The organism is Shimia sp. SK013 (assembly GCF_001292625.1).
Classification (GTDB): Bacteria; Pseudomonadota; Alphaproteobacteria; order Rhodobacterales; family Rhodobacteraceae; genus Shimia.
Genome location: NZ_LAJH01000009.1, coordinates 523,221 through 544,352, shown reverse-complemented (window position 1 = coordinate 544,352; position 21,132 = coordinate 523,221). Strand labels below are relative to the sequence as shown.

23 protein-coding genes are annotated in these 21,132 nt (G+C 58.5%); 8 read left to right on the top strand and 15 right to left on the bottom strand.

Annotated elements, in window-relative coordinates; translation table 11 throughout:
• Positions 1 to 35: 35 nt before the first annotated feature.
• Positions 36 to 446: a hypothetical protein gene (locus SHIM_RS05145; protein ID WP_054001516.1), complete on the bottom strand. Its 411-nt coding sequence runs from the start codon at positions 444 to 446 to the stop codon at positions 36 to 38.
• A gap of 80 nt (positions 447 to 526) precedes the next feature.
• Complete coding sequence (locus SHIM_RS05140) at positions 527 to 2,026, bottom strand: CoA-acylating methylmalonate-semialdehyde dehydrogenase (RefSeq protein ID WP_054001994.1); 1,500 nt, start codon at positions 2,024 to 2,026, stop codon at positions 527 to 529.
• A gap of 102 nt (positions 2,027 to 2,128) precedes the next feature.
• On the opposite strand from SHIM_RS05140, the gene SHIM_RS05135 reads away from it, so the two are divergent.
• The 3 genes from SHIM_RS05135 (at position 2,129) to coaD (ending at position 4,150) form a co-directional block, all read left to right on the top strand.
• Positions 2,129 to 3,037 (top strand): LysR family transcriptional regulator, encoded by a 909-nt coding sequence (locus tag SHIM_RS05135; protein WP_054001993.1) that lies wholly within the window; start codon positions 2,129 to 2,131, stop codon positions 3,035 to 3,037.
• A gap of 64 nt (positions 3,038 to 3,101) precedes the next feature.
• Positions 3,102 to 3,536: a CBS domain-containing protein gene (locus SHIM_RS05130; RefSeq protein WP_054001515.1), complete on the top strand. Its 435-nt coding sequence runs from the start codon at positions 3,102 to 3,104 to the stop codon at positions 3,534 to 3,536.
• 116 nt (positions 3,537 to 3,652) lie between these two features.
• Positions 3,653 to 4,150 (top strand): pantetheine-phosphate adenylyltransferase, encoded by a 498-nt coding sequence (coaD, locus tag SHIM_RS05125; RefSeq protein ID WP_054001514.1) that lies wholly within the window; start codon positions 3,653 to 3,655, stop codon positions 4,148 to 4,150.
• Between the two features lie 112 nt (positions 4,151 to 4,262).
• Here the strand turns inward: coaD and SHIM_RS05120 are convergent, their stop codons facing one another.
• From SHIM_RS05120 to tyrS, 3 genes are all read right to left on the bottom strand, one after another.
• Positions 4,263 to 4,868 (bottom strand): hypothetical protein, encoded by a 606-nt coding sequence (locus SHIM_RS05120; RefSeq protein WP_054001513.1) that lies wholly within the window; start codon positions 4,866 to 4,868, stop codon positions 4,263 to 4,265.
• An 81-nt stretch (positions 4,869 to 4,949) separates the two neighbouring features.
• The gene (locus SHIM_RS05115) at positions 4,950 to 5,705 is read right to left on the bottom strand and encodes an SDR family NAD(P)-dependent oxidoreductase (protein ID WP_054001512.1); all 756 of its coding nucleotides are present in this window, start codon (positions 5,703 to 5,705) and stop codon (positions 4,950 to 4,952) included.
• Between the two features lie 194 nt (positions 5,706 to 5,899).
• Positions 5,900 to 7,153, bottom strand: a complete 1,254-nt coding sequence (tyrS, locus tag SHIM_RS05110) for a tyrosine--tRNA ligase (protein WP_054001511.1) — start codon at positions 7,151 to 7,153, stop codon at positions 5,900 to 5,902.
• Positions 7,154 to 7,216: 63 nt separating this feature from the next.
• Between tyrS and SHIM_RS05105 the strand changes: the two genes are divergently transcribed.
• The gene (locus SHIM_RS05105) at positions 7,217 to 8,326 is read left to right on the top strand and encodes an anhydro-N-acetylmuramic acid kinase (protein ID WP_054001992.1); all 1,110 of its coding nucleotides are present in this window, start codon (positions 7,217 to 7,219) and stop codon (positions 8,324 to 8,326) included.
• Between the two features lie 10 nt (positions 8,327 to 8,336).
• On the opposite strand, the gene SHIM_RS05100 is transcribed toward SHIM_RS05105, so the two are convergent.
• From SHIM_RS05100 to SHIM_RS05090, 3 genes are all read right to left on the bottom strand, one after another.
• On the bottom strand, positions 8,337 to 9,236 hold the full coding sequence (locus SHIM_RS05100; protein ID WP_152926454.1) for a fatty acid desaturase: 900 nt from the start codon (positions 9,234 to 9,236) through the stop codon (positions 8,337 to 8,339).
• Positions 9,233 to 9,658 carry a cupin domain-containing protein gene (locus tag SHIM_RS05095; RefSeq protein ID WP_054001510.1) on the bottom strand — a complete coding sequence of 142 codons (426 nt, stop codon included), beginning with the start codon at positions 9,656 to 9,658 and terminating at the stop codon, positions 9,233 to 9,235. Before SHIM_RS05095 ends, SHIM_RS05100 begins: the two co-directional genes overlap by 4 nt.
• A 61-nt stretch (positions 9,659 to 9,719) precedes the next feature.
• Positions 9,720 to 10,586, bottom strand: a complete 867-nt coding sequence (locus tag SHIM_RS05090) for an alpha/beta fold hydrolase (protein ID WP_054001509.1) — start codon at positions 10,584 to 10,586, stop codon at positions 9,720 to 9,722.
• A gap of 157 nt (positions 10,587 to 10,743) precedes the next feature.
• On the opposite strand from SHIM_RS05090, the gene SHIM_RS05085 reads away from it, so the two are divergent.
• Together SHIM_RS05085 and SHIM_RS05080 are read left to right on the top strand one after the other, a co-directional pair.
• Positions 10,744 to 11,217, top strand: coding sequence for a phosphoribosyl-AMP cyclohydrolase (locus tag SHIM_RS05085; protein WP_054001508.1), 474 nt, complete (start codon positions 10,744 to 10,746; stop codon positions 11,215 to 11,217).
• 265 nt (positions 11,218 to 11,482) lie between these two features.
• A complete protein-coding gene (locus SHIM_RS05080; protein WP_152926452.1) occupies positions 11,483 to 12,160 on the top strand; it encodes a hypothetical protein in 678 nt (225 codons plus the stop codon).
• A 58-nt stretch (positions 12,161 to 12,218) separates the two neighbouring features.
• Here SHIM_RS05080 and eno read toward each other — a convergent pair whose 3' ends face one another.
• The 4 genes from eno to SHIM_RS05065 all read right to left on the bottom strand — a co-directional run bounded on the left by eno (position 12,219) and on the right by SHIM_RS05065 (position 16,380).
• On the bottom strand, positions 12,219 to 13,493 hold the full coding sequence (gene eno, locus SHIM_RS05075) for a phosphopyruvate hydratase (protein ID WP_054001506.1): 1,275 nt from the start codon (positions 13,491 to 13,493) through the stop codon (positions 12,219 to 12,221).
• Positions 13,494 to 13,618: 125 nt separating this feature from the next.
• Positions 13,619 to 14,494: a DMT family transporter gene (locus SHIM_RS05070; RefSeq protein ID WP_054001505.1), complete on the bottom strand. Its 876-nt coding sequence runs from the start codon at positions 14,492 to 14,494 to the stop codon at positions 13,619 to 13,621.
• A 136-nt stretch (positions 14,495 to 14,630) separates the two neighbouring features.
• Complete coding sequence (locus SHIM_RS20110) at positions 14,631 to 14,906, bottom strand: hypothetical protein (protein WP_152926451.1); 276 nt, start codon at positions 14,904 to 14,906, stop codon at positions 14,631 to 14,633.
• 169 nt (positions 14,907 to 15,075) lie between these two features.
• A complete protein-coding gene (locus SHIM_RS05065) occupies positions 15,076 to 16,380 on the bottom strand; it encodes an HlyC/CorC family transporter (RefSeq protein WP_054001504.1) in 1,305 nt (434 codons plus the stop codon).
• A gap of 403 nt (positions 16,381 to 16,783) precedes the next feature.
• Here SHIM_RS05065 and SHIM_RS05060 point away from each other — a divergent pair, with 403 nt between their 5' ends.
• Positions 16,784 to 17,485 (top strand): substrate-binding periplasmic protein, encoded by a 702-nt coding sequence (locus tag SHIM_RS05060; RefSeq protein ID WP_054001503.1) that lies wholly within the window; start codon positions 16,784 to 16,786, stop codon positions 17,483 to 17,485.
• A 131-nt stretch (positions 17,486 to 17,616) separates the two neighbouring features.
• The gene (locus SHIM_RS05055) at positions 17,617 to 18,435 is read left to right on the top strand and encodes a metallophosphoesterase family protein (RefSeq protein ID WP_054001502.1); all 819 of its coding nucleotides are present in this window, start codon (positions 17,617 to 17,619) and stop codon (positions 18,433 to 18,435) included.
• On the opposite strand, the gene SHIM_RS05050 is transcribed toward SHIM_RS05055, so the two are convergent.
• The 3 genes from SHIM_RS05050 to SHIM_RS20335 are packed head-to-tail and all read right to left on the bottom strand — an operon-like array spanning position 18,354 to position 21,030.
• Positions 18,354 to 19,340 (bottom strand): site-specific tyrosine recombinase XerD, encoded by a 987-nt coding sequence (locus SHIM_RS05050; protein ID WP_054001501.1) that lies wholly within the window; start codon positions 19,338 to 19,340, stop codon positions 18,354 to 18,356. The two genes, SHIM_RS05055 and SHIM_RS05050, sit on opposite strands and share 82 nt — an antisense overlap.
• Positions 19,341 to 19,346: 6 nt before the next feature.
• On the bottom strand, positions 19,347 to 20,891 hold the full coding sequence (locus SHIM_RS05045) for a hypothetical protein (protein WP_241488794.1): 1,545 nt from the start codon (positions 20,889 to 20,891) through the stop codon (positions 19,347 to 19,349).
• Positions 20,881 to 21,030, bottom strand: a complete 150-nt coding sequence (locus tag SHIM_RS20335; RefSeq protein WP_193749859.1) for a hypothetical protein — start codon at positions 21,028 to 21,030, stop codon at positions 20,881 to 20,883. Before SHIM_RS20335 ends, SHIM_RS05045 begins: the two co-directional genes overlap by 11 nt.
• Positions 21,031 to 21,132 lie beyond the last annotated feature (102 nt).

The window sequence follows — 21,132 nt, the reverse complement described above, 5'->3', positions numbered from 1 at the left end:
TATGCCCATAGGTCCGCGGTGTAGCTTTATGCGGTTTAATCCAGAATTTCCGACACTTCGGAGTTTTCCAATCCGAGAATGGACAGAGCGGCCTCTCGAGTGTCTTGAATCACCGGCACAACAGCGGGAAACGGTTCCCAGGAATTCACGGCCATCTGCGCAATAGAGCGGCTAAGGTCATTGGGGGCGTAATACACAATCAAAGTCTGCGAGGCGTGCCCCATAAAGGCTGCCGCCTTTTTTGCCTGCATCGCCATCAGTTCCGTGTAGTCGGCGTCCCAACCGGTGACTTTGGAAAAATCAACCAAGTGTTTCTGACCGGGTGCATAGTCTGGATGCTGAAGATATTGCGCAAAAATGTCTTTTGTGTCCTGCACCACGACTAAGCCGGAATATTGCACGTAGACGAAGCCGTTGGGCTTTTGGATGCGGAAGGACGCGGGCATGGGCTAACCTGACTATTTAACGTGAAAAAGGGGCGGATGGGCCGCCCCTTTTTGTAAACAATCACAAAGGTTAATTTGGATCAATCCATTTGCTTGAAGTGGAACTCGCCGCCTTCTTTGATTCCCGAAGGCCACCGAGATGTGATGGTTTTGGTGCGGGTGTAAAATTTGAAGGCATCCGGGCCGTGTTGGTTCAGATCACCAAATACAGATTTCTTCCAGCCGCCAAAAGTGTGGTAGGCCAGTGGCACGGGGATTGGCACGTTCACGCCGACCATGCCGACGTTGATGCGGCTGGCAAAATCACGCGCGGTGTCTCCGTCGCGAGTGAAGATCGCAGTGCCGTTGCCGTATTCGTGATCCATCGCCAGACCAAGTGCTTCTTCGTAGTTTTGCGCACGTACCACCGACAGCACAGGACCGAAGATTTCGGTTTTGTAGATGTCCATGTCCTTGGTGACGTTGTCAAAAAGGTGCGGGCCAACAAAGAAGCCGTCCTCGTAGCCTTGCAAGCTGAAGTCGCGGCCATCCACGACAAGATCGGCGCCCTGATCCACGCCGGTTTGAACCAGACGCAGAATGTTTTCTTTGGCCGCCGAGGTCACAACGGGGCCGTAGTCCACATCGTTGCCAGCGGTGTAAGGCGCAATCTTGAGCTTTTCGATGCGTGGGATCAGCTTGTCGCGCAGCTTGTCCGCGGTTTCTTCGCCAACTGGTACCGCCACAGAAATCGCCATGCAGCGTTCGCCAGCAGCGCCGTAGCCTGCGCCGACCAGAGCGTCAGCGGCTTGGTCGAGATCGGCGTCAGGCATGATGATCATGTGGTTTTTCGCACCACCAAAACACTGAACACGCTTACCTTGGGCACAACCGGTGCCGTAGATGTATTCAGCGATCGGCGTGGAACCGACAAAACCAACCGACTGGATGGTGTCGTCATACAAGATCGCGTCGACGGCTTCTTTGTCGCCGTTCACAACCTGAATAATGCCTTTGGGCAGTCCCGCTTCTTCGAGCAACTCGGCCAGCATCAGTGGCACAGAAGGGTCACGCTCGGACGGCTTGAGGATAAAGGCGTTGCCGCAAGCAATTGCGGGCGCAAACATCCACATCGGGATCATCGCCGGGAAGTTGAAGGGCGTGATGCCGGCGGTCACACCAAGTGCCTGGCGCATGGAGTAGATGTCGATACCGGGGCCGGCAGCGTCGGTGTATTCACCTTTGAGCATTTGTGGCGCACCGATACAGTATTCCGCCACTTCCAGACCACGCTGGACGTCGCCTTTGGCGTCCGGCAAGGTTTTGCCGTGCTCACGGCTCAGCGCTTCGGCCAGCTTGTCCATGTCGCGGTTCAGCAGGTCCACGAATTTCATCAGAACGCGGGCGCGGCGTTGTGGGTTCACGGCGGCCCAAGCGGGCTGTGCGCTGGCAGCAGCAGCAACAGCGATGTCCATTTCGGCTTTGTTGGCCAACGGCACTTTGGCCTGAACTTCGCCCGTTGCCGGGTTCATGACGTCGGCAAAACGGCCCGACGTGCCTTTGACGTGTTCGCCGTTGATGTAGTGAGTCAACTCTTGCATGGCATCCTCCATTTCAGTTTGCGCAGAGAATAGGCTTGCAAAAATCCCTTGAAAAGCGGCAACTATTCAAAACAGCTTTGCAAAAATGCGGAGGGTCGGCGCATGGCGACACAGTCAGCAGCACAATGGGATGACTTACGGGTGTTTCTCGCAGTGGCGCGGGAGGAAAGCCTGTCAGCGGCGGGACGGCGGTTGAATGTCGATCCGGCAACGGTCGGACGGCGCGTCGCGCGACTGGAAACCGCTTATGAGACGCCGCTTTTTGTGAAATCTCCGATTGGGTATGCGTTGACGGACGCGGGTCAAAGGTTGATGGCACATGCCTTGCGGGTCGAGCAGTCGCTGGAAGAGGCGGCGGAAGACATGGTTGGGCAAACCACTGGCATATCGGGGCAAATTCGCATCGGTGCGCCGGACGGGGCGGCGAATTATCTGCTGCCGCAGGTTTGCGCCCAGATTGCCGAAGACAATCCGGATCTGGATATTCAGATCGTGGCGCTGCCGCGCGTGGTCAGCCTGTCGCGGCGGGAAGCGGATCTGGTGGTGGCGGTGAGCGCCCCTACAGCCGGTCGGCTGACGGTGCAAAAAATTGCGGATTATAAACTGCATCTGGCCGCTGCGCGGTGGTATCTGCGTCAACATCCCGAGATCGAAACACCGGAAGATCTGCGTCATCACATGGTGATTGGCTATATTCCGGACATGATTTTTGACAAAGAATTGGACTATTTGAACGAAACCGGCGTCGAGAGGGTGCGGCTGGCGTCCAATTCGGCCAGCGTGCAGTTCAATTGGGTGCGGCGCGGCGCGGGCGTTGGCATTGTACATGACTTTGCACTGCCCTCGGCCAAAGGCATGGTCAAAATCTTGCAAGATCAGGTGTCTCTGACGCGTAGTTTTTACTTGATCCGGCACGCGGATGATCGACGGTTAGAGCGGATGAACCGATTTTCAGAGGCTTTGTGCGATGGATTGCGCAAGGAAGTTGCGCGACTCGAAGCGCAAACTTGACAAATCGTGCGCTTTGAGGCGACGATTGACCTAAGGGAATTTTTTAGGACCGGAGGTTAAGTCCATGCTCGTACACCAGATTTTGAAGTCCAAAGGGTCCGAAGGCGTCTTTACGGTCAAACCCGGGACGCTGGTGTCAGAGGTCGCGAAACTGTTGGCGGAAAAGCGCATCGGGACCGTGATCGTCTCGCAGGATGGCGAAACCCCCAATGGTATCTTGTCGGAACGTGACATCGTGCGCGAATTGGGCAAACGCGGGGCCGGGTGTTTGTCACATTCCATAGACGACTACATGACGGCGGATGTGGTGACCTGCGGGCCTGACGATGACGCGGTGGGCGTTCTTGAGAAGATGACCGAGGGGCGGTTTCGTCACATGCCGGTGATGGCGGATGGCAAGCTGGTCGGGCTGATTTCGCTGGGCGACACCGTCAAGGCGCGCCTGAGCGAGTTGGCGATGGAAAAGAATGCATTGGAAGGCATGATCATGGGGCATTGACCCCGAGATGTGCCGTTGCGTCCGAAACTCCCGCAGAAATACCTATGCGGCATTGAGGCGCTTGCAAATGGGCGCGCAATAATGTTGCGTGCCGGCAGGACCAATGGGAGGCACGCATGCGCACGGCACTTTATCCGGGCACTTTTGACCCAATCACACTTGGGCATGTAGATATTATTCGCAGGGCGGCCGTTTTGGTTGACCGGCTGGTGATCGGTGTCGCGATCAACCGCGACAAGGGACCGCTTTTCACGCTGGAGGAGCGTGTGGCCATGATCGAGGGTGAATGCGCCAAGCTGTCAAAGGAGACCGGCACCGAGATCGTGGCGCATCCGTTTGAGAATCTGTTGATTGACTGTGCCAAGGAAGTTGGTGCACAGATCATCGTGCGCGGCTTGCGGGCTGTGACGGATTTTGAGTATGAATATCAGATGGTTGGCATGAACCGCGCGCTCGACAGTTCGATCGAGACTGTGTTTTTGATGGCGGATCTGAAGCATCAGGCAATCGCGTCCAAGCTGGTGAAAGAGATCGCCCGATTGGACGGCGACGTGTCCAAGTTCGTGACACCTGCGGTGAATTCGGCGTTGTTGGAGCGGTTGGGCAAGGTTTGACCTCTGAACGGATTGCCAAGACAAGAAGGCGGCCTGTGGGTCGCCTTTTTTGTGCGCATTGCGGTACTGCAGCATCGCGTCGGTAAGGCGTCGGTTTTGCGGCAGTGCGATTTTAGCGCAGGCGCACAGTTGGAACATAGCCTGCGTGCAACGCTTTGAGAGTTGGAGCCGGTGTAAGGACTTTGACAACACCGGCGCGGACTGACCGTGGTGGGCCGTAGCCGGTTGGCGCAAAAGGGTGCAGTGCGTCCTGCCAGATCAATGCAGGGCCGGTATCCGTGAGAATGAAAGCACCGGCAGGCAAGCTGTGTGCGTCGGCGGTTTGGCGATATTGACCGAAGGTTCGGGGGATGGCGCGCGCCGCGTGCAGTTGACCGTCAAATTGCGCGACTTTGCCTGTGTGACCTGCGGCAGAGAGAAAGGCGGTGTAGTCGGCGCGGCGGCATTCGGCGCAGGGGCGGTGACCGGCGGCGAGCGCAACGGATTCGTCGTAGAAGAAGAGTTCGGTATAGCGGTTGGGCGCCATCAGGGTGCGGCGGCGGTTCTTGAAGTCCAGCACGCAGCAGACCCATGCCTTGTGGCGCCAGCGGCGGTGGGTCAGTTGGCCGTGTTCGTGGGCATCTTCGTCGTGCAAGACGCCACGGTTGCCCAGAAAAGCACCGCGCGTGGGAATGGCGAGCACGTCTCCGGTGGGCTGAACACGGTTTTGGCGGGGCATGCCGGGTCTCCTTTGGCTGGGAGCGTAGCATGGAATGTCGCCAAAAGGGCAAGGCGCGCGGAGACCGCGCACCTTTTGAGGTTATTGCATACGTAGGGCGCCATCGATGCGGATGACTTCGCCGTTGAGATAGCCGTTTTCAACGATGAAACCGGCGAGGCTGGCATATTCAGAGGGGTCGCCAAGACGCTTGGGGTTGGTCACATCGGCGGCCAACTGATCCTGCACCTCTTGCGGCAAACCTTGTAGCATTGGCGTCAGAAAAATGCCCGGCGCGATCGCCATAACGCGGATGCCGGAGCGGGCAAGATCGCGGGCCATGGGCAGAGACAGGCCTACGATGCCGCCTTTGGAGGCCGCATAGGCTGCCTGGCCACGTTGGCCGTCCATTGCCGCAATCGAGGCGGTGTTGATGATCACGCCACGCGCGCCGTCAGCTTCGGGATCGTTTTGCGCGATCACCTCGGCCGCGAGGCGCGCGACGTTGAAAGACCCGACGAGATTGATGTCGATGGTTTTCTGGAACGTGTGCAAAGGATGAGCGCCGTTTTTGCCGATGGTGGTGGCGGCGGGCGCGATGCCGGCGCAGTTCACGGCGGCAGTGATGCAGCCCATGGCGTCGCGGGCTGCCGCGATGGCGGTGGCAACGCTGGCCTCGTCCGTGACGTCGGTTTTGTGGAAGGTGCCGCCGAGGTCGGCAGCGACCGCTGTGCCGCGCGCCTCGTTGAGGTCAAACAACGCGACTTTGGCGCCGTTTGCGGCTAAATGGCGGGCGGTGGCCTCGCCGAGGCCAGAGGCGCCGCCGGTGATCACGGCACAGGTTTGGTCAAGTTTCATGGGCGGGCTCCTCCGGCGGGTAAATGAACGTGTGTTCAAATAACCTGAAGCGGAGGTGTGTGTCTAGGGGGGATACGGGGGCCAGCCCCCGTCGCAGCGCGCTGCGACTCCCCCGGGATATTTTGAGCAAGAGGAAAATGCAAAAAAGGCCCGCCAATTGGGCGAGCCTTGTGATGTTGGGGTGTTATTGGCGCTTACTGGCCGAGCTGCACCAACGCATGGCGTTTTTTGCCGGCGCTGAGCTTGATCGGCGAAGCCAAGGCGGCGCCGTCAATCATCAGGCCAGCATCCGTCAGCGGCGCATCATCGAGCTTGGCGCCGTTTTCCTTAATCAGGCGTTTGGCGTCCTTGCCGGATTTGGCAAGACCGGTTTTCACGATCAGCTGCACGATGGAGATGCCATCGCCAAGGTCGGCGGCGGTCAGGGTCACTGTGGGCAGATCGTCGCCAATGCCGCCTTTTTCAAAGACTTCGCGGGCGGTGGCTTCGGCTGCGGCAGCCGCGTCGGCACCGTGGCACAGCGTTGTAATTGCATTGGCGAGAATGATTTTGGCGGCGTTGATTTCGCTGCCTTCCAACGCACCGAGGCGGTTGCATTCATCGACCGGCATTTCGGTGTAAAGTTTGAGGAAGCGGCCCACGTCAGCGTCGGTGGTGTTGCGCCAGAACTGCCAGAACTCATAGGTAGAACGCATTTCCGCGTTCAGCCAGATCGCGCCGTCCGCCGTTTTGCCCATTTTTTTGCCGTCAGATGTGGTCAGCAGGTGCGAGGTTAGGCCAAAGACCTGGCCGTCATCGACGCGACGGGTCAAGTCGATGCCGTTGACGATATTGCCCCACTGATCGGAGCCGCCAAATTGCACCATACAGCCGTAGCGGCGGTTCAATTCAAGGAAATCGTAGGCCTGCAGGATCATGTAGTTGAATTCGAGGAACGACAGAGATTGCTCGCGGTCGATGCGCGATTTCACGCTTTCAAAGCTGAGCATGCGGTTCACGGAGAAGTGCCGCCCGATGTCGCGCAGGAAGGTCAGGTAATTCAGATCGTCCAGCCATTCGGCGTTGTTGAGCATCAGCGCGTCGGACCCGCCGTCACCGTAGTCGAGGTATTTGGCAAAGACTTGTTTGATGCCCGCAATGTTGTCGTCGATTTGCGCGTCGGTCAGCAGGGGGCGTTCGTCGGCGCGAAAGGACGGATCGCCCACTTTGGTGGTGCCGCCGCCCATAAGAGTGATCGGTTTGTGGCCGGTTTTCTGCAACCAGCGCAGCATCATGATTTGAATCAGCGAGCCGACATGCAGCGATTTGGCCGTGGCGTCAAAGCCGATATAGCCAGGCACCACACCGTTCAGAAGCGCGTTATCAAGCGCTTCGTAGTCCGTGCAATCGGCCACAAAGCCGCGCTCGAGCATCACGGTCAGAAATTCCGATTTGGGCTGGTAGGTCATGGTGTCGATCCCGTATTGTCATTGGACCTGTGTATAAGCGGGGATGAGCAGAAGGAAAAGGCCATGATGAAGGCCAGAGGCGGCGAAAACGGGCTGCGGGCGTTGGGGGCGATGTCGGGCACATCCCTTGACGGGGTGGATGCCGCGATTGTGCAGACCGACGGCGTTGATATTCATGGCTTTGGCGCCAGCCGCTATCGCGCATACTCACGCGCAGAGCAGCAGGTTTTGGAGGCCGCATTGGGCCAGTGGTCGGGACCTGAAGCGGAGGCTGCGGCCAATGTTGTAGAGACCGCCCACGTTGAGGCACTTGGTGGATTTGAGGACGTGGATCTGGTGGGGTTTCATGGCCAGACCTTGGCGCATGAGCCGCGCGGGCGCGGCACCTGTCAGGTTGGCGACGGGCAGGCGGTGGCGGAGGCGCTTGGCGTGCCGGTGGTCTGGGATTTCCGCACGGCCGATGTTGAACTTGGGGGTGAAGGCGCGCCATTGGCGCCGTTTTTCCATTTTGCCTGCGCCAAATGGTTTGGAGCGACCGAGCCAGTGGCGTTTTTGAACCTTGGTGGGGTGGGCAACCTGACGTGGGTCGATCCGCGAATGGCGGCGGCGGTAGACGAGGGGGCATTGTTGGCGTTTGACACGGGGCCAGCCAATGCGCCGATCAACGATCTGTTGCGTGCGCGGCGGGGGTTGAGTTTTGACGAAGGCGGCAAAGTGGCGGCCGCGGGTACGGTTGCGACCGGTGCCTTGGAGCTGTTTTTGCAAGAGGCCTATTTTTCAAGAATGCCTCCGAAGTCTTTGGATCGAAATGACTTTCCGGAGATGATGGGTTTGGTGCGTGAGTTGTCAGATGAGGATGCGGCGGCCACGATGACGGCGATGTGCGCAGCCAGTGTGGCACAGGGGATGGCGCATTGTCCGACACCGCCGAGCCGCGTGTTGGTGACTGGCGGCGGGCGACATAACCCGGTTTTGATGGAGATGTTGCAGGTGTCATTGGATTGTCCGGTGGTGCCGGTTGAGGACGTCGGGCTGGACGGAGACATGCTGGAGGCGCAGGCATTTGCCTATTTAGCGGTGCGTGTGGCGCGGGGGCTGCCGACGAGTTGTTCGGCGACAACCGGCGTCATGGCGTTGGTTGGTGGTGGTACGGTGAGCGAGCCGGAAGGGTGAAGTGTCGGCCTTAGCGGAGATCGGAGCGATACTTGCGGTGGAAATCGCTGTAGCCGTCTGACGTGTTTTGCAGATGTGGCTTGAGCGCCCGATGCAGGTTTGGCAGTTGATGGAACGGCACGTTTGGGAAGGCGTGGTGTTCCGCATGATACGGCATGTTCCACGCCAGAAACTGCACCATCCGGTTGGTAAAAGTAGTGCGGGAGTTTTCCAGCATATTGGCCACCGGCGGGCAATGGCCGTGTTCTGCAAGCAGATAGGCGCGCAGGAAAGGCTGGCCGATGAGGCTGGGCAGGATCCAAACCCAAAAGATTAGCGGAGAGACAAGCAAGCTGAGCAATACGAGTGCGTAGAGCGCGAGTAAAACGCGGGCCTCAGAGCGGATCTTGATGTGCTGGCGCTGAGGCACGTACGCTGCATTTAGCGGGCCGAAAGCGTTTTTCACCAGACCCATGGCCATTCCGCGCCAATAGCCCCATCCAGACAGATAAATGATGTAGGCGCGCCACGTGTCAGGGCGCGGACCGTCAGCGAGTTCGGGGTCGTTTTCCGGGTCATTGGTGAATTTGTGATGTGCCATATGAAAGGCGCGAAACCATGTGAATGGCAGCAGCAAAGGCAGGGCGCAGGCATGGCCGATCAGGCGGTTGAGCCAGCGTGTGGCAAAAGGTGTGTCGTGCGTGCATTCATGACTGAGGGTGAACAAAAACGCCCAGAGTATGCCGAGAGGGAGCAGTACAAGTGCCCAATAGGGAAGGCGCAGACCAACCCACAGCGCACAGCAAAGCAATGCGCCGAGGTAGAGCGAAAGATGGCGCAGGCCTTTGGCATCGGAGCGGAATTGCAATGTGGCGCGGTGGTCCGGCGCAAGCTGTGCCAGCGCTTGTTTGTGGTCCAACGGCGCGGTCATCGCGGGATGTCGAAACCGGGAGCCGCAAGCGTGAAGCCGTCAAATTGAAACGCGGGCGAGACCGTGCAGCCGACGAGGGTCCAATCGCCGGTGGTGCGTGCAGCCTGCCAGTGGTTTTCCGGCACAATCAGCTGTGGAAGTTGGCCGATGGTCAGATCAGGGCCAAGCGTGTGGTCTTTGGCGGGGCCTGCGTCGGTTTCAGAAAGCGACAGGATCAGCGGAGCGCCCGCGTAGAAATGCCAAATTTCGGTGGCATCGACGCGGTGCCAGTGCGAAGCCTCGCCAGCTTTGAGCAGGAAATAGATCGCGGTGCCAGCGGGGCGGGTGCCATCGGGAGCGTCGGCAATCCATGTCTGGCGATAGTGACCTCCCTCCGGATGCGGGGCGAGGTTGAGTTGGGCGATGATTTGGTCTGCGGTCATAGCGGCGTCCTGAGTGTTTGACCCATTGGGGCAAATGCGACGCCTATGGGCAAGTGGTTTCTCAGGTCAATTTGTCAAGCGCGTCGCGCGTGGCTTGTCCCACTATGGCAGGGGCCTCAAGCGGCAGCAGGTGGCCGAAGTCGGGCAATTGCGTATAGCTCATGTCAGGGCGCGCGGTCTGTAGCGCGTTGGCAATGGCGGGGTCCATGAACAACGATGGTTTGCCGGTGATGATCTGGGTCGGAACCGTGATGCTCTTGAGCGTTGGCAGGATGTGTGGTGGGGTGGCGTAAAGATGGGCCTCCCATTCGCGCGGATATTCCAGCGATACGCCGTCCTTGGTGCGATCTGGAACGGTCAGTGCCGTGACCAAGTTGCGCAGAGTTGCATCGTCAAACCGGCGGTAGGCGCGGGAGGCGCGATAGTCGGCATAGGCGGCTTCTTGATTTGACCAGTGCGTAGGGCCGCGCAGCACTTCGGCGGCGGGGCCGGTGGTCTGGCGCATACGGTAGGGGACCAGTCGCAGCATCAGATGAATGCGCCTTGTCACGCCGGAAGGTTCGATCAGCACCAGACCTTTGAACAAGTCAGGGCGTTTCACGGCGGCCATGGCGGTGGTCGCGGCGCCGATAGAGTGGCCGACAGCAAGCACCGGTGCATCCTGTGTGGCCTCAATCCATGCGATCATGTCGTCCGCGAATTGATCCCAGCCGCGTTTGCGGTTTGGCTGCGGTGCGTTGGGCCACAGGGGGCGCATCGCCAAAGCTTGCACATTATGGGTTTGCGCGATCTCTGACAGGAACGGCCGATAACAACGCGGGCCGAGCGCGGTTGCATGATGAAACACCGTCGGCGGGCCGTCGGTGTTGCTGCACCAAGCTGTTGCGGTGCCGCCGGAGAGGTCGGAATTGTGCCAAGTCATTTGCATGGGCCGCACGCTAGCGGTTGTCATTGGGACAGCAAGGTTGACGTCGCGACGGTATTTGTGAGTCTGTTGCAGACACAAACTGTCCTCTTTCTCTTGAAACGGAGGCAGCGATCGTCCACATAGCTTGAAATTTGGCTCTGAGGAGAGGGATAGCGCCATGACAATCACCGAGGCAGAATTGAGCCAGGCCCGCGAGAATTGGGGCGCAGGGCTTGTGGCGATTTCCAAAGCTTACGACGATGGCGGTATCGACGCTGCGCGTCCTCTGGCGGAGGAGGTGATTGATGCCGCTTATGGATATGACTTTGGTCCGGTTCTCTTCAAACCCACACTGGCCAGCGGCGACCAGACGTTCCGCCCAACCAAAAAAGGCGCGCTAAGCTATTTTGTGGCCCACGATGACGACTACCCGCTGGATGGCGGCTTTGCTTTGCTGGGATGGCGTAACGTCGAGCTGCAACCTGTTGCAAGTTTTATCGAAGGCGATGTGGCCATGTGGCAGGGGTGGGGTATTTTTACCGACAAAGACGGCAATGTGACCAAGGCCAATAAGAGCTTTGCCTACAAGAAAGATGCAGACGGTGTTCTGCGCATTGTTTTGCATCATAGTTCGCTGCCGTATCAGCCCTGACATTTTGATGGGATCGGGTCGACGGGCGCCTTTAGCTGCCGGTTTTTGAACCGGTGGGGTACCCGATTTAGTGTGGGCAATGGTTTGAGCGGACGACGGTGTGATGTCATCTGCAGCTGTTGGCCGGTGTCCAAGACAGATTTTTAGATGATGGAGCCGTCTCTGGATTTCTTTGCAGGTTCCCTGGCTCAACTTTTGCTTGCTATGTGAGTCAATTCCGTTTTCTTTGGTTGTGTTTTTAAGAAAGTCACTTTTTGGGGGATACATGATAAGAAAAGTCACACTCGCATTTGCAACAAGCGCAATCGTATTGGCCGGATGCTCGCAACCGGAACCGACGGGAGGACGGGAGCTCGACCCACCAAGGACAGGGATCGAAGTTGGATCGCTGTATTTCGTGAGAGAGAAACCCCGAAGCGATTTCGATCAATCTGCGGACTTGGAGGACCTGTGCGTTCTGGAATTGTCTGAGGACCAAATTGCCGGGCTGAGCACAAAAACGTTGCCCGACTTTGATATCCTTAAAGAGCTGGACGCTGGCGGCGCATTGAGCGGTATCAAAACCAAAGCCGTTGATGTCGGTTTGTCCGCGAACCTTGAGAAATATTATAGCTACAAGCTGACCAATGTGCAGTCGGCAACGATTTCACTGGTGGACGCAGAGAACCTGTTTGACAGTCAGGCCTTCCGGAGCAAGTGCAAAGGTTGGCGCAAGAACGTCGATAGCCTCGGTTTCGCGGCCTATCAGGTGTTGTCGGTGACGATGGGCGATCTGGAGTTTGCGCGGCGCAGCGGAGTTGGCGCGGATGCCGAGGTGTCAGCAAAACTGGCAGAGCTTGAGCCGGAACTGAAAGCGGAATTGAAGCGGAACTATAGCTCAACACTCTCGGGCAAAGGCCTGGTGGTGTCCTTTAAGCCGTTGCCGAGGGGCACCAAGGGCTAGGATTTTTCGACAGAAATGAAGGGGCCGGGGCTTTGAAAGCCCCGGCCTTTTTATGTGATCACTTGAGAACCGAACGGCCTGCATAAAGCGCGGTTTCACCCAAAGCTTCTTCGATGCGGATCAGCTGGTTGTATTTTGCCAAACGATCTGAGCGCGACAGAGAGCCGGTTTTGATCTGACCGCAGTTGGTGGCAACGGCGAGGTCGGCAATCGTGGCGTCCTCGGTTTCGCCGGAACGGTGGCTCATCACGTTGGTGTAGCGCGCGCGGTGCGCCATATCGACGGCTTGCAGCGTTTCGGTCAGCGAGCCGATCTGGTTCACTTTGACCAGCATGGAGTTGGCGACGCCCTGTGCGATACCATCCGCAAGGCGGGTCGGGTTGGTCACGAAAAGGTCGTCACCCACCAGCTGTACCTTGTCACCGATCATGTCGGTCAGCAATTTCCAGCCTTCCCAGTCGTCTTCGTCCATGCCGTCCTCGATCGAGATGATCGGATAGTCAGCGCAGAGGTCTGCGAGATATTGGGCGTTTTCCGCAGACGTCAGCGATTTGCCTTCGCCGACCATCTCGTATTTGCCGTCTTTGTAGTACTCAGAGGAGGCGCAATCGAGTGCGAGGTAGATGTCTTCGCCGAGTTTGTAGCCGGCTTTTTCGACCGATGTTTTCACAAAGTCCAGCGCGACGCGGGTGGATTCAAGCGCTGGCGCAAAGCCGCCTTCGTCACCGATACCGGTGTTGTAGCCTGCGGCAGACAGTTCTTTTTTCAGGGTGTGGAACACTTCGGCGCCCATGCGGATGGCTTCGCGGATGTTGGCCGCGCTGACCGGCATGATCATGAATTCCTGAATATCGATTGGGTTGTCGGCGTGCTCGCCTCCGTTGATGATGTTCATCATTGGCACGGGCAGAACACGGGCCGAGGTGCCGCCCACATAGCGGAACAACGGTTGTGCAGTGTAATCTGCGGCGGCTTTGGCGGCGGCGAGAGACACGCCGAGGATGGCGTTCGCGCCAAGGCGGCCTTTGTTCGGGGTGCCGTCCAGTTCGATCATCGCCTGATCCAGCGCGACCTGTTCGGTGGCGTCCATGCCAACCAGCTCTTCGGCGATCTCGCCGTTCACGGCATTCACCGCTTCGAGCACGCCTTTGCCCATGTAGCGCGATGCGTCTCCGTCCCGCTTTTCCACGGCCTCATGTGCGCCTGTGGAGGCGCCGGAAGGCACAGCGGCGCGGCCGATGGTGCCGTCTTCGAGGGTGACGTCGACTTCGACGGTGGGGTTGCCGCGGCTGTCGAGAATTTCGCGGGCATAAATGTCAATGATGGTGCTCATGATGAGGGTTCCCTGATCTGGCCAATGGTTGGCGCAGTCATAGCAGGGGGTTACCAAAAGTAAATGAAATTGATAGCGCTAACGGGCGATTTTGGTGAGGTTAGGGCTAACAGTGACAGGATGGCTCATCGTGTGGCGGCGCGGGCGCGCGCGCGTTCCCGCAGAAACGTGTAGAGACCCGCAAGCACGATGAGGCCGGAGCCGGCCAGTGTTGCCCAGTCGGGACGCTCGCCAAGGATCATCACGCCCAGCGCCATGGCAAACACCAGACGTGTAAAGCGGAAGGGTGCGACAGCGGAGGCTTCGCCAACCCGCATGGCCGTGACGATGGACCAATACGCGGCGGCCCCAAAGAACGCAGCACCAGCGTAGCGCGCGATGTCTGTGCCAGCGACGGGCGTCAGTGATGAGCCGGAGAAGATCAGCAAACATGCGCCAGAGATGAAAAAGCCAAGAAACCCTTGAAAGGCCACCACGTGGGACGACACGTTTTGGTCGATGCCGCGGGTAAGAATGTCTCGGATGGCGATGCCTAACGCTGCGCCGAGAACCAGCAGAGCATCGGCGGTGAACCCGTCAAGGCCGGGTCGTATGATCAGCAACACACCTGCAAAGCCGATGCCCAAGGCGCTCCAGCGGCGCCAGCCGACGGTTTCGCCAAGAAACAACGCAGCAAGCAGCGTGAGAATCAAGGGCATAGCCTGAAAAATGGCCGCAGCGGTGGAGAGATCGATACGAGACAACGCGAGGGTAAACATCGTGCCGCTAATGGCCTCGGTGGCGGAGCGTAACAGAAGACGCGGGGTCCAGTGTCGCGGTGCAAAGAGCGGCGTGCGGGTCGCCAATATGATGGTGAGAAAAATCGTTGCTGAGCCAAGCCCGAGACCCACAAGAACCTGACCAGGATGCAGTGTCGCGGTGAGCTGCTTCATGAACATATCAGCGGTGGCGAAACCGAGCATTGCAGCGGTGACAAGTAAGCTGCCTTTGACATTGTTCATTTCGGAACTTCCTCGGATTGACGGACATGCGTCGCAGGGAAGCAGATGTTTAGCAAGCGCCAAAATGCGCGGCTCGCTACGCTGGTGTTACACAGCCTGTTGCGAACAGACAGACGCGCGGGCCCCAGAACAGGCGCTACAATATAAAACGGCGGCCTGATAGTTTAGGATTGGGACCCAGAGCGACATGACCGCCGAAAGTGGTCGAGGCAGTGGGCAGGATCAAGTACTGAGTGCGCGCAGACGTTCCCGGCGCACTGGCAACAATTTTGAGGTGGCACTCAGTCAACACGTATTCAATTTCCTGATAACCTTGAGCTTGCATGGAGGCTGTGACCCGCTCTGCCAGCGCCTCCGCGCGGCGCAGCGTGGTCTGGCGTGTCTCGGACCCTTCCGTAGGACGTGCTGACATTGGGCGCTCCTTTTGGGGGCCGCCTTAATCCGGCGGCCTGAAAGGAGCCTACAGTCTTAGGGTGTCCAAGAGGGCTGCCCAATAGACTAGACGCGGGAAAATTAGTATAGGCCCTGCGCCAAAAGAGTGCTCGCGCAATGGGTTCCCTCTATTGCCTACACTGCGGATGTTACAGCGGACGGATTTTAAGCCCTGTGATCCGGTTGGCAGTGCGGTCGATGACCTCGAAACGGAAGCCGTGGAAGGAGAAGACCTGTCCGACGGTGGGGATCATCTGCGCCTCGTGTATCACCAGACCGGCAACAGTGTTGGCCTCTTCGTCTGGCAGGTTCCAGTCCGTTGCGCGGTTCAGATCGCGGATGGTCATGGCACCTTCGATCAGGAATTGGCCGTCGTCAGATTTGCGGATCGGATGATCAGTGTCCTCGTCAAACTCGTCGGTGATCTCGCCCACGATTTCCTCGAGGATGTCTTCGAGCGTGATAAGACCCTGAAGCGAGCCATACTCATCGACCACAAGTGCAAAGTGGCTGCGGCGGCGCAGGAACTGACGCATCTGGTCATCAAGTGACGTGGTCTCCGGGACAAAGTAGGGTTCTTTGGCAACTTCGGAGATATCGAGCGTAAAGGCGCTTTCGGCGTCGCCGCCTGTCCCTGATACACGGTCGGTGATTGCTCGGAACAGGTCTTTGGCATGCACCACACCAATGATGTTTTCCGGATCATCCTTGAACACCGGCAGGCGGGTGTGATTGCTTTCCAGACATTGGTTCAAGATGTCGCGCGGAGTGTCGTCGGCATTGATCATCTGGATGCCGGATCGGTGCAGCATGATTTCCTCAACCGTGCGGTCAGACAGATCAAGGGCTCCGAGAATACGGTCGCGGTCTTCTTTTTCGACGATGCCTTCGGAGTGACCAAGTTGGATCGCGCCAGCGATTTCTTCGCGCACTGCGAGGATGTGGCTGTCGGGGTCGGTCTGCACGCCGAATATGCGCAGAACGAGGCGCACCAGCCAGCGCACAGCGGACACGATCGGGGCAAAGACCGTGACAATCAGGCCGATGGGGCCAGCCACGGCGGAGGCTGCGCCTTCGGGGCGCGTGATGGCATAGGTTTTTGGCAGCACTTCGGCAAAGATCAGCACCAGAAGGGTCATCACCAAAGTGGCCAGCGCAACACCGCTTTCGCCGAAGGCGCGGGTGAAAAGCGCGGTGGCCAGGGAGGTCGCGAGGATGTTGACCAGATTGTTGCCCAACAGCACAGAGCCGATGAGGCGCTCGTTGTCTTCGGTGATTGCCAAAGCGCGTGAGGCCCCACGCGACCCTTTGTTGGCTTGCGTGCGCAGCTTGCCACGTGAGGCGGCGGTGAGTGCGGTTTCAGAGCCGGAAAAGAACGCCGACAACAACAACAGCGCGGCAATCACACCCGCGGTGATGAAAAAAGCAGAGTCAAAAGTGACGGTGGGCTCCATGGTATCCTCTTGTGGCCAACAGGTTTGGTTATGCGCGCAAGGGGTAAGTCGTGCAAGAGGGGGACGCATTTAAGTCTTTGGTAGTGCAGGCAGGAAATGGCGCAGGGAAACCAGAAAAACAAAGATACCGAAGGAGAAAGCCCTGGCATTTGTTGGCCTGACAATTCCCGCCGCCGCGATGGCCGATGCCCATATGTTTCGTTTCTGACCTATGAGGTTTCCAGGCGGCCGGCCATGCCGCACACGGTGGGAATCACCAGTAGGACCCTTGCGATTGCGTTGGCGAAAAGACCGCCAACACCTGTGTGTTTTCCAATGCTTACGCGAATTGTTGGTCAAGTTCACGTCTGGTTTAGGTTTAGCAGCGACTTATCCGCCAGTCATAAACACAGGAAATCCACTCATGAAAACTTTGACAATTTGCGCACTGGCGCTGACGACGGCAACTGTTGCCCAGGCTGCGGACGTGAAACTGTTCACTGAGGACTACGCGCCTTACAATTTTGTTGATAACGGTGAACTGACCGGCCACGGCGTCGACATCATCAAAGAAGCGTTGTCGCGGTCCGGCGTAACTGCGGACATGGAAGTGACCAAATGGTCGCGCGCCATTTCCAAGGCCGAGAAAGACGCAGATACATGTGTGTTCACCACTGCGCGCACACCGGAGCGTGAAGAGCGTTTCAACTGGGCAGGCCCGATGTATTCCGAGGCGATCTATCTGATCCAGCAAACCGGCTCAAACGCCGACATCGCATCGGTGGATGCGGCGTTGACCAAAAAGATCGGCACCCAGACCGGTGATTTTGCCGTGGCCCTGATGGACCGGATGGGCGCGACCGATATTGATCTTGCACCAGACGCGGAAATGACGCTGAAGAAGTTGCGCGCAGGCCGTGTGGATTACATGGTTGCACTGGAAAGCGCGGCGCAGGTGGCGATTGATGGTGGCGGCATCGAAATCGCTATGGAAGTGTCGCGCAACGAATTCTTCATGGCGTGTTCCAAGACTACCAACAGTGACGTCATCGCCAAAATGGATGCGGCGATCGATTCCATTCTTGCAGATGGCACTCAGGCCGAATTCATCGCCAAGTACGAATAAGCCGCGCGCGGTATTTACACAAAAGGCCGGGCTATGGGTCCGGCCTTTTTGCGTTTGGAGCTTTGGCAGGTAGGGCGCGGCTTGGCGGAATTGTGAATTTCAATTGGCCGCGTTGCGCGGTAGGCCAAGGCATGAAGATACAAGACTTGGGCGCACTTATCGGCGATGTAATGCTGTTTGGGGGGCCGTATTCCAATGAGCAGGCGACTTGGGCGGCTTTGAACGCGGCCGCCGCACGCGGGATCGCGGCCACAAACGTCATTTGCACCGGAGATGTGGTTGCCTATTGCGCAAGTCCGGCGCGAACCGTGGCGCTTGTGCGGGATGCTGGCATAACGGTGGTGGCGGGAAATTGCGAGCGCCAGCTGGCGGCGGGCGCGATGGATTGCGGCTGTGGGTTTGAGGATGGCACGGCGTGCGATTTGTTGTCGGCAGGGTGGTATGCCCATGTGGACAAAGAAATCGGCGTAAAAGACCGCGACTGGATGGCGGGGCTGCCGGATGTCGTGGTGTTTACCCATTGCGGGCGGCGGGTTGCGGTGATTCACGGCGGTGTCACTTACATCGCCCGCTTTATCTGGTCAGTGTCCGCCGAAACGGTGTTTTCTGAGGAAGTTGCGGCGTTGCAGGCGCAGGTTGGCAAGGTGGATATGGTTGTGGCGGGTCACAGCGGCGTTGCGTTTGCGCGCGATGTGGCAGGCGTGCGGTGGATCAATGCCGGCGTGATTGGGATGCCAGCGCATGACGGAACGCGGGACACGCGTTTTGCGGTTTTGTCCGAGCGTGGCGTGGCCATTTTGCCTTTGGTTTATGACGCCGAAGCGGCCTTTGCAGATATGGAGCAAGTTGGGTTGCGGCAGGGCTATGATCAGGCTTTGGTCACGGGCTTTTGGCCATCAGAGGATGTGTTGCCGCCGGAATTGCGTTTGCCGGATTTTGCCAACGGGTGATGGTCGTTCACCAAAGTGCGAAGCCGTTCGTCCAGCACGTGCGTGTAGATTTCGGTTGTGGCCACATCAGCATGTCCCAAAAGCGTCTGGATAGAGCGCAAATCGGCGCCATTGGCCAAAAGATGTGTGGCAAACGCGTGGCGCAGAGTGTGCGGTGTGACTTTGGCTGGGCTGACGCCACCGGTGACGGCCAAATCCTTGATCAACTGATAGAACCAGTGGCGGGTCAGATGACCGGTTTTGCCGCGAGATGGAAACAGAAACCGAGAAGAGGACAGGCCTTTGGCGCGGTTGGTGTCCTCAATCTCGTCATGGACAGTGAGCCACGCGGCCAAAGCTGCGCGGGCAGGTGGTGACAGGGGCACCATACGTTCTTTGCCGCCTTTGCCCATCACAAGCAGCATGCGCGGATCACCACGCGCGGCGGAAACCGGCAGGCTGACCAGCTCTGTCACGCGCATGCCGGTGGCATAAAGCAGTTCCATCAAACATGTGTTGCGCAGTTTGTCCGTCTTTGTACGGCCCGTGACGCGCGCCGCGTCCAAAAGGCGGTCAACCTCGGCCACATCCAGCGTTTTGGGCAGGCGTTTGGCGCGACCGGGCCCTTTGATGCGGATGGCGGGGTTATCACTGCGCCAGCCCTCTTCAAAGGCAAAGCGGTATAGCTGCTTGATTGACGACAATCTGCGGGCGCGGGTCGATTGGGCCAAACCCTGTGCGTCGCAATATATGAGATAACTTTCGAGTTGATCCTGTCCGGCTGTGTCAAAGTCACAGTTGTGTCTGCCAAGCCAGTCAGAAAAATCACGCAGGTCGCGGGCATAAGCGTCCTGCGTGTTTTGCGCCATGCCGAGTTCCGCCGCTTGCGCGTCCAGAAAGGTGGTGATCCAGCGCAAACTGTCCATGGCGGTCTAGCCTCGCGTGTCCAGCAAAGCGACCTGCAGCGCCGCGCGGCGGGCGGTGTCCTCAAGGCCAACAGCACGAAGGGTCGCCAGTGCCTCGGTTAAGGCGCGGGTGTCGCCTGCGGCGCCTTCGGCCATGCGTGCCATGGCCGACAGGATAACCTCGCCCAACTGGCCGCGCGCCAACATCGCCGAAAGCTCCTGTGGCACGCCAGCGCCATGGAAAGCGTCTGAGATGGCGCGGTGCAAGGGGTCGGTTGGCGTACGTGGCGGATTGCCAAGTGCGAGGCCCGCGAGGAAATCGCGCGGGCCGGCCAAGGCCGCGCGTTCATAATCAGAGGACAACAAAGCGACGTCGCGCGCCAGCCGAGCCGTGGTGCCTTGTAGTGGCAAAGTCAGCAACTCGCTGCCGTAAAGTCGGGCAAATGCCACTTCCAGACGTACCTGACGCATGGCGGACCGCGCAGCGGGCAGGGTGTCGGCAACGGCGCTGACATCGTTTGCGGTCAGCGCGGCGTCAAACGCCTGAAGCGCGGCAACGCGATCCCAAATCATGCCGGACGCTGCGGGTTTGCGTTCTGTGTAAATTCCAAGCAGGCGGTTTTCATGCAAAGCGGAGGTGCGGGTGAGGCGTTCGGCGGCTTCGAGTTGTGCCTTCCATCCGGCAGTGTCGCGCAGATCGGCGTGGGCATAAGCACGCGGCAGACTGGCAGAGGTTTGGCCTTCGCCGATCGCTTCGTAAAGGCGGAACTTTAGCGGGGTCGATGGGCCAGCGGTCACCAACATCGGTTCGCCTTCAAAGAGTTCGGGGTCCAAAAACCGCAGCAGCAGCGCGTCCATTTCTTCGGAAATCAGGCCCAGTGCCTTGGCAGTGTCCAGTGTCAGCGCGGCGGCGCGCCAATCGCCGGATCGCGCCGTGCAAAATATCCGCGCCGGATAGCCGGGGGCCAGATGCGGAGTTTTCATCAAAGCGTCACAGGCGTCGTCTTCGTGACCCAGCAAAAGTGTCACATCAAACCAGCGTTTGAACAACGCGGGCGTTGCTGCGCCAGCCAGTTCGATCAGGGCGGCTGCCTGCTCCAAAGCGCCCATTTCCACCAGTTTGTCGATGCGGGCCAGCAACACATCGTTGTTTCTGCCTTCGTTGCGGGGCGCGTCGGCCTCGGCCAAAAGCAAGGTATATAGCAGCGCTTGCATGGCGGGCAGCATCTCGGGGCGCTGCTGTTCAATCAGGTCACTCAGGCGGTTTCCAGACGAGTTGGCCCACAAGGATCGGGGCAAACCAGTGACGTTGGACGGCAGCAGCCCCACTGCATCGAGGGTTTTGTCCGCCAGAGGGGATACTGCGATTTCGGGTATTGTTACGCCAAATTCGGGCAGCGTTTCAGTTGGCGTCAATCCCATGTCCAACGTGACTGTTGGTTGCTGATTGAGCCATTCAATTGCACTGAGCGGCGTGTCTTGTGCCCAAGCGACGCCGGTGGCCAACGGCAGGCTCAGACAGACGCAGCAAAGTGCAGTGCGAAAACAATCACGGACCAAATCAGGAACCATTGAGCTCGACGGGGACACTAATCTCGGTCTGAGCCGGTGAGAAGTCAGCCCCAAAGAACGGCCCCAGATAGGCATAAGCCACAAGGCCGATAATGCCCAACATCAAAAGAATCGCCAACGCTCGTACAAGTTTGCCCATGAAACTCCCCAATTTCCTGCCCGTTTTGCATAACTTATAACTGGCAATTCCGGCGAGATCACGTCATTCAATGCCGAAGCGCAAATTTTGGCGAAGCTTGGC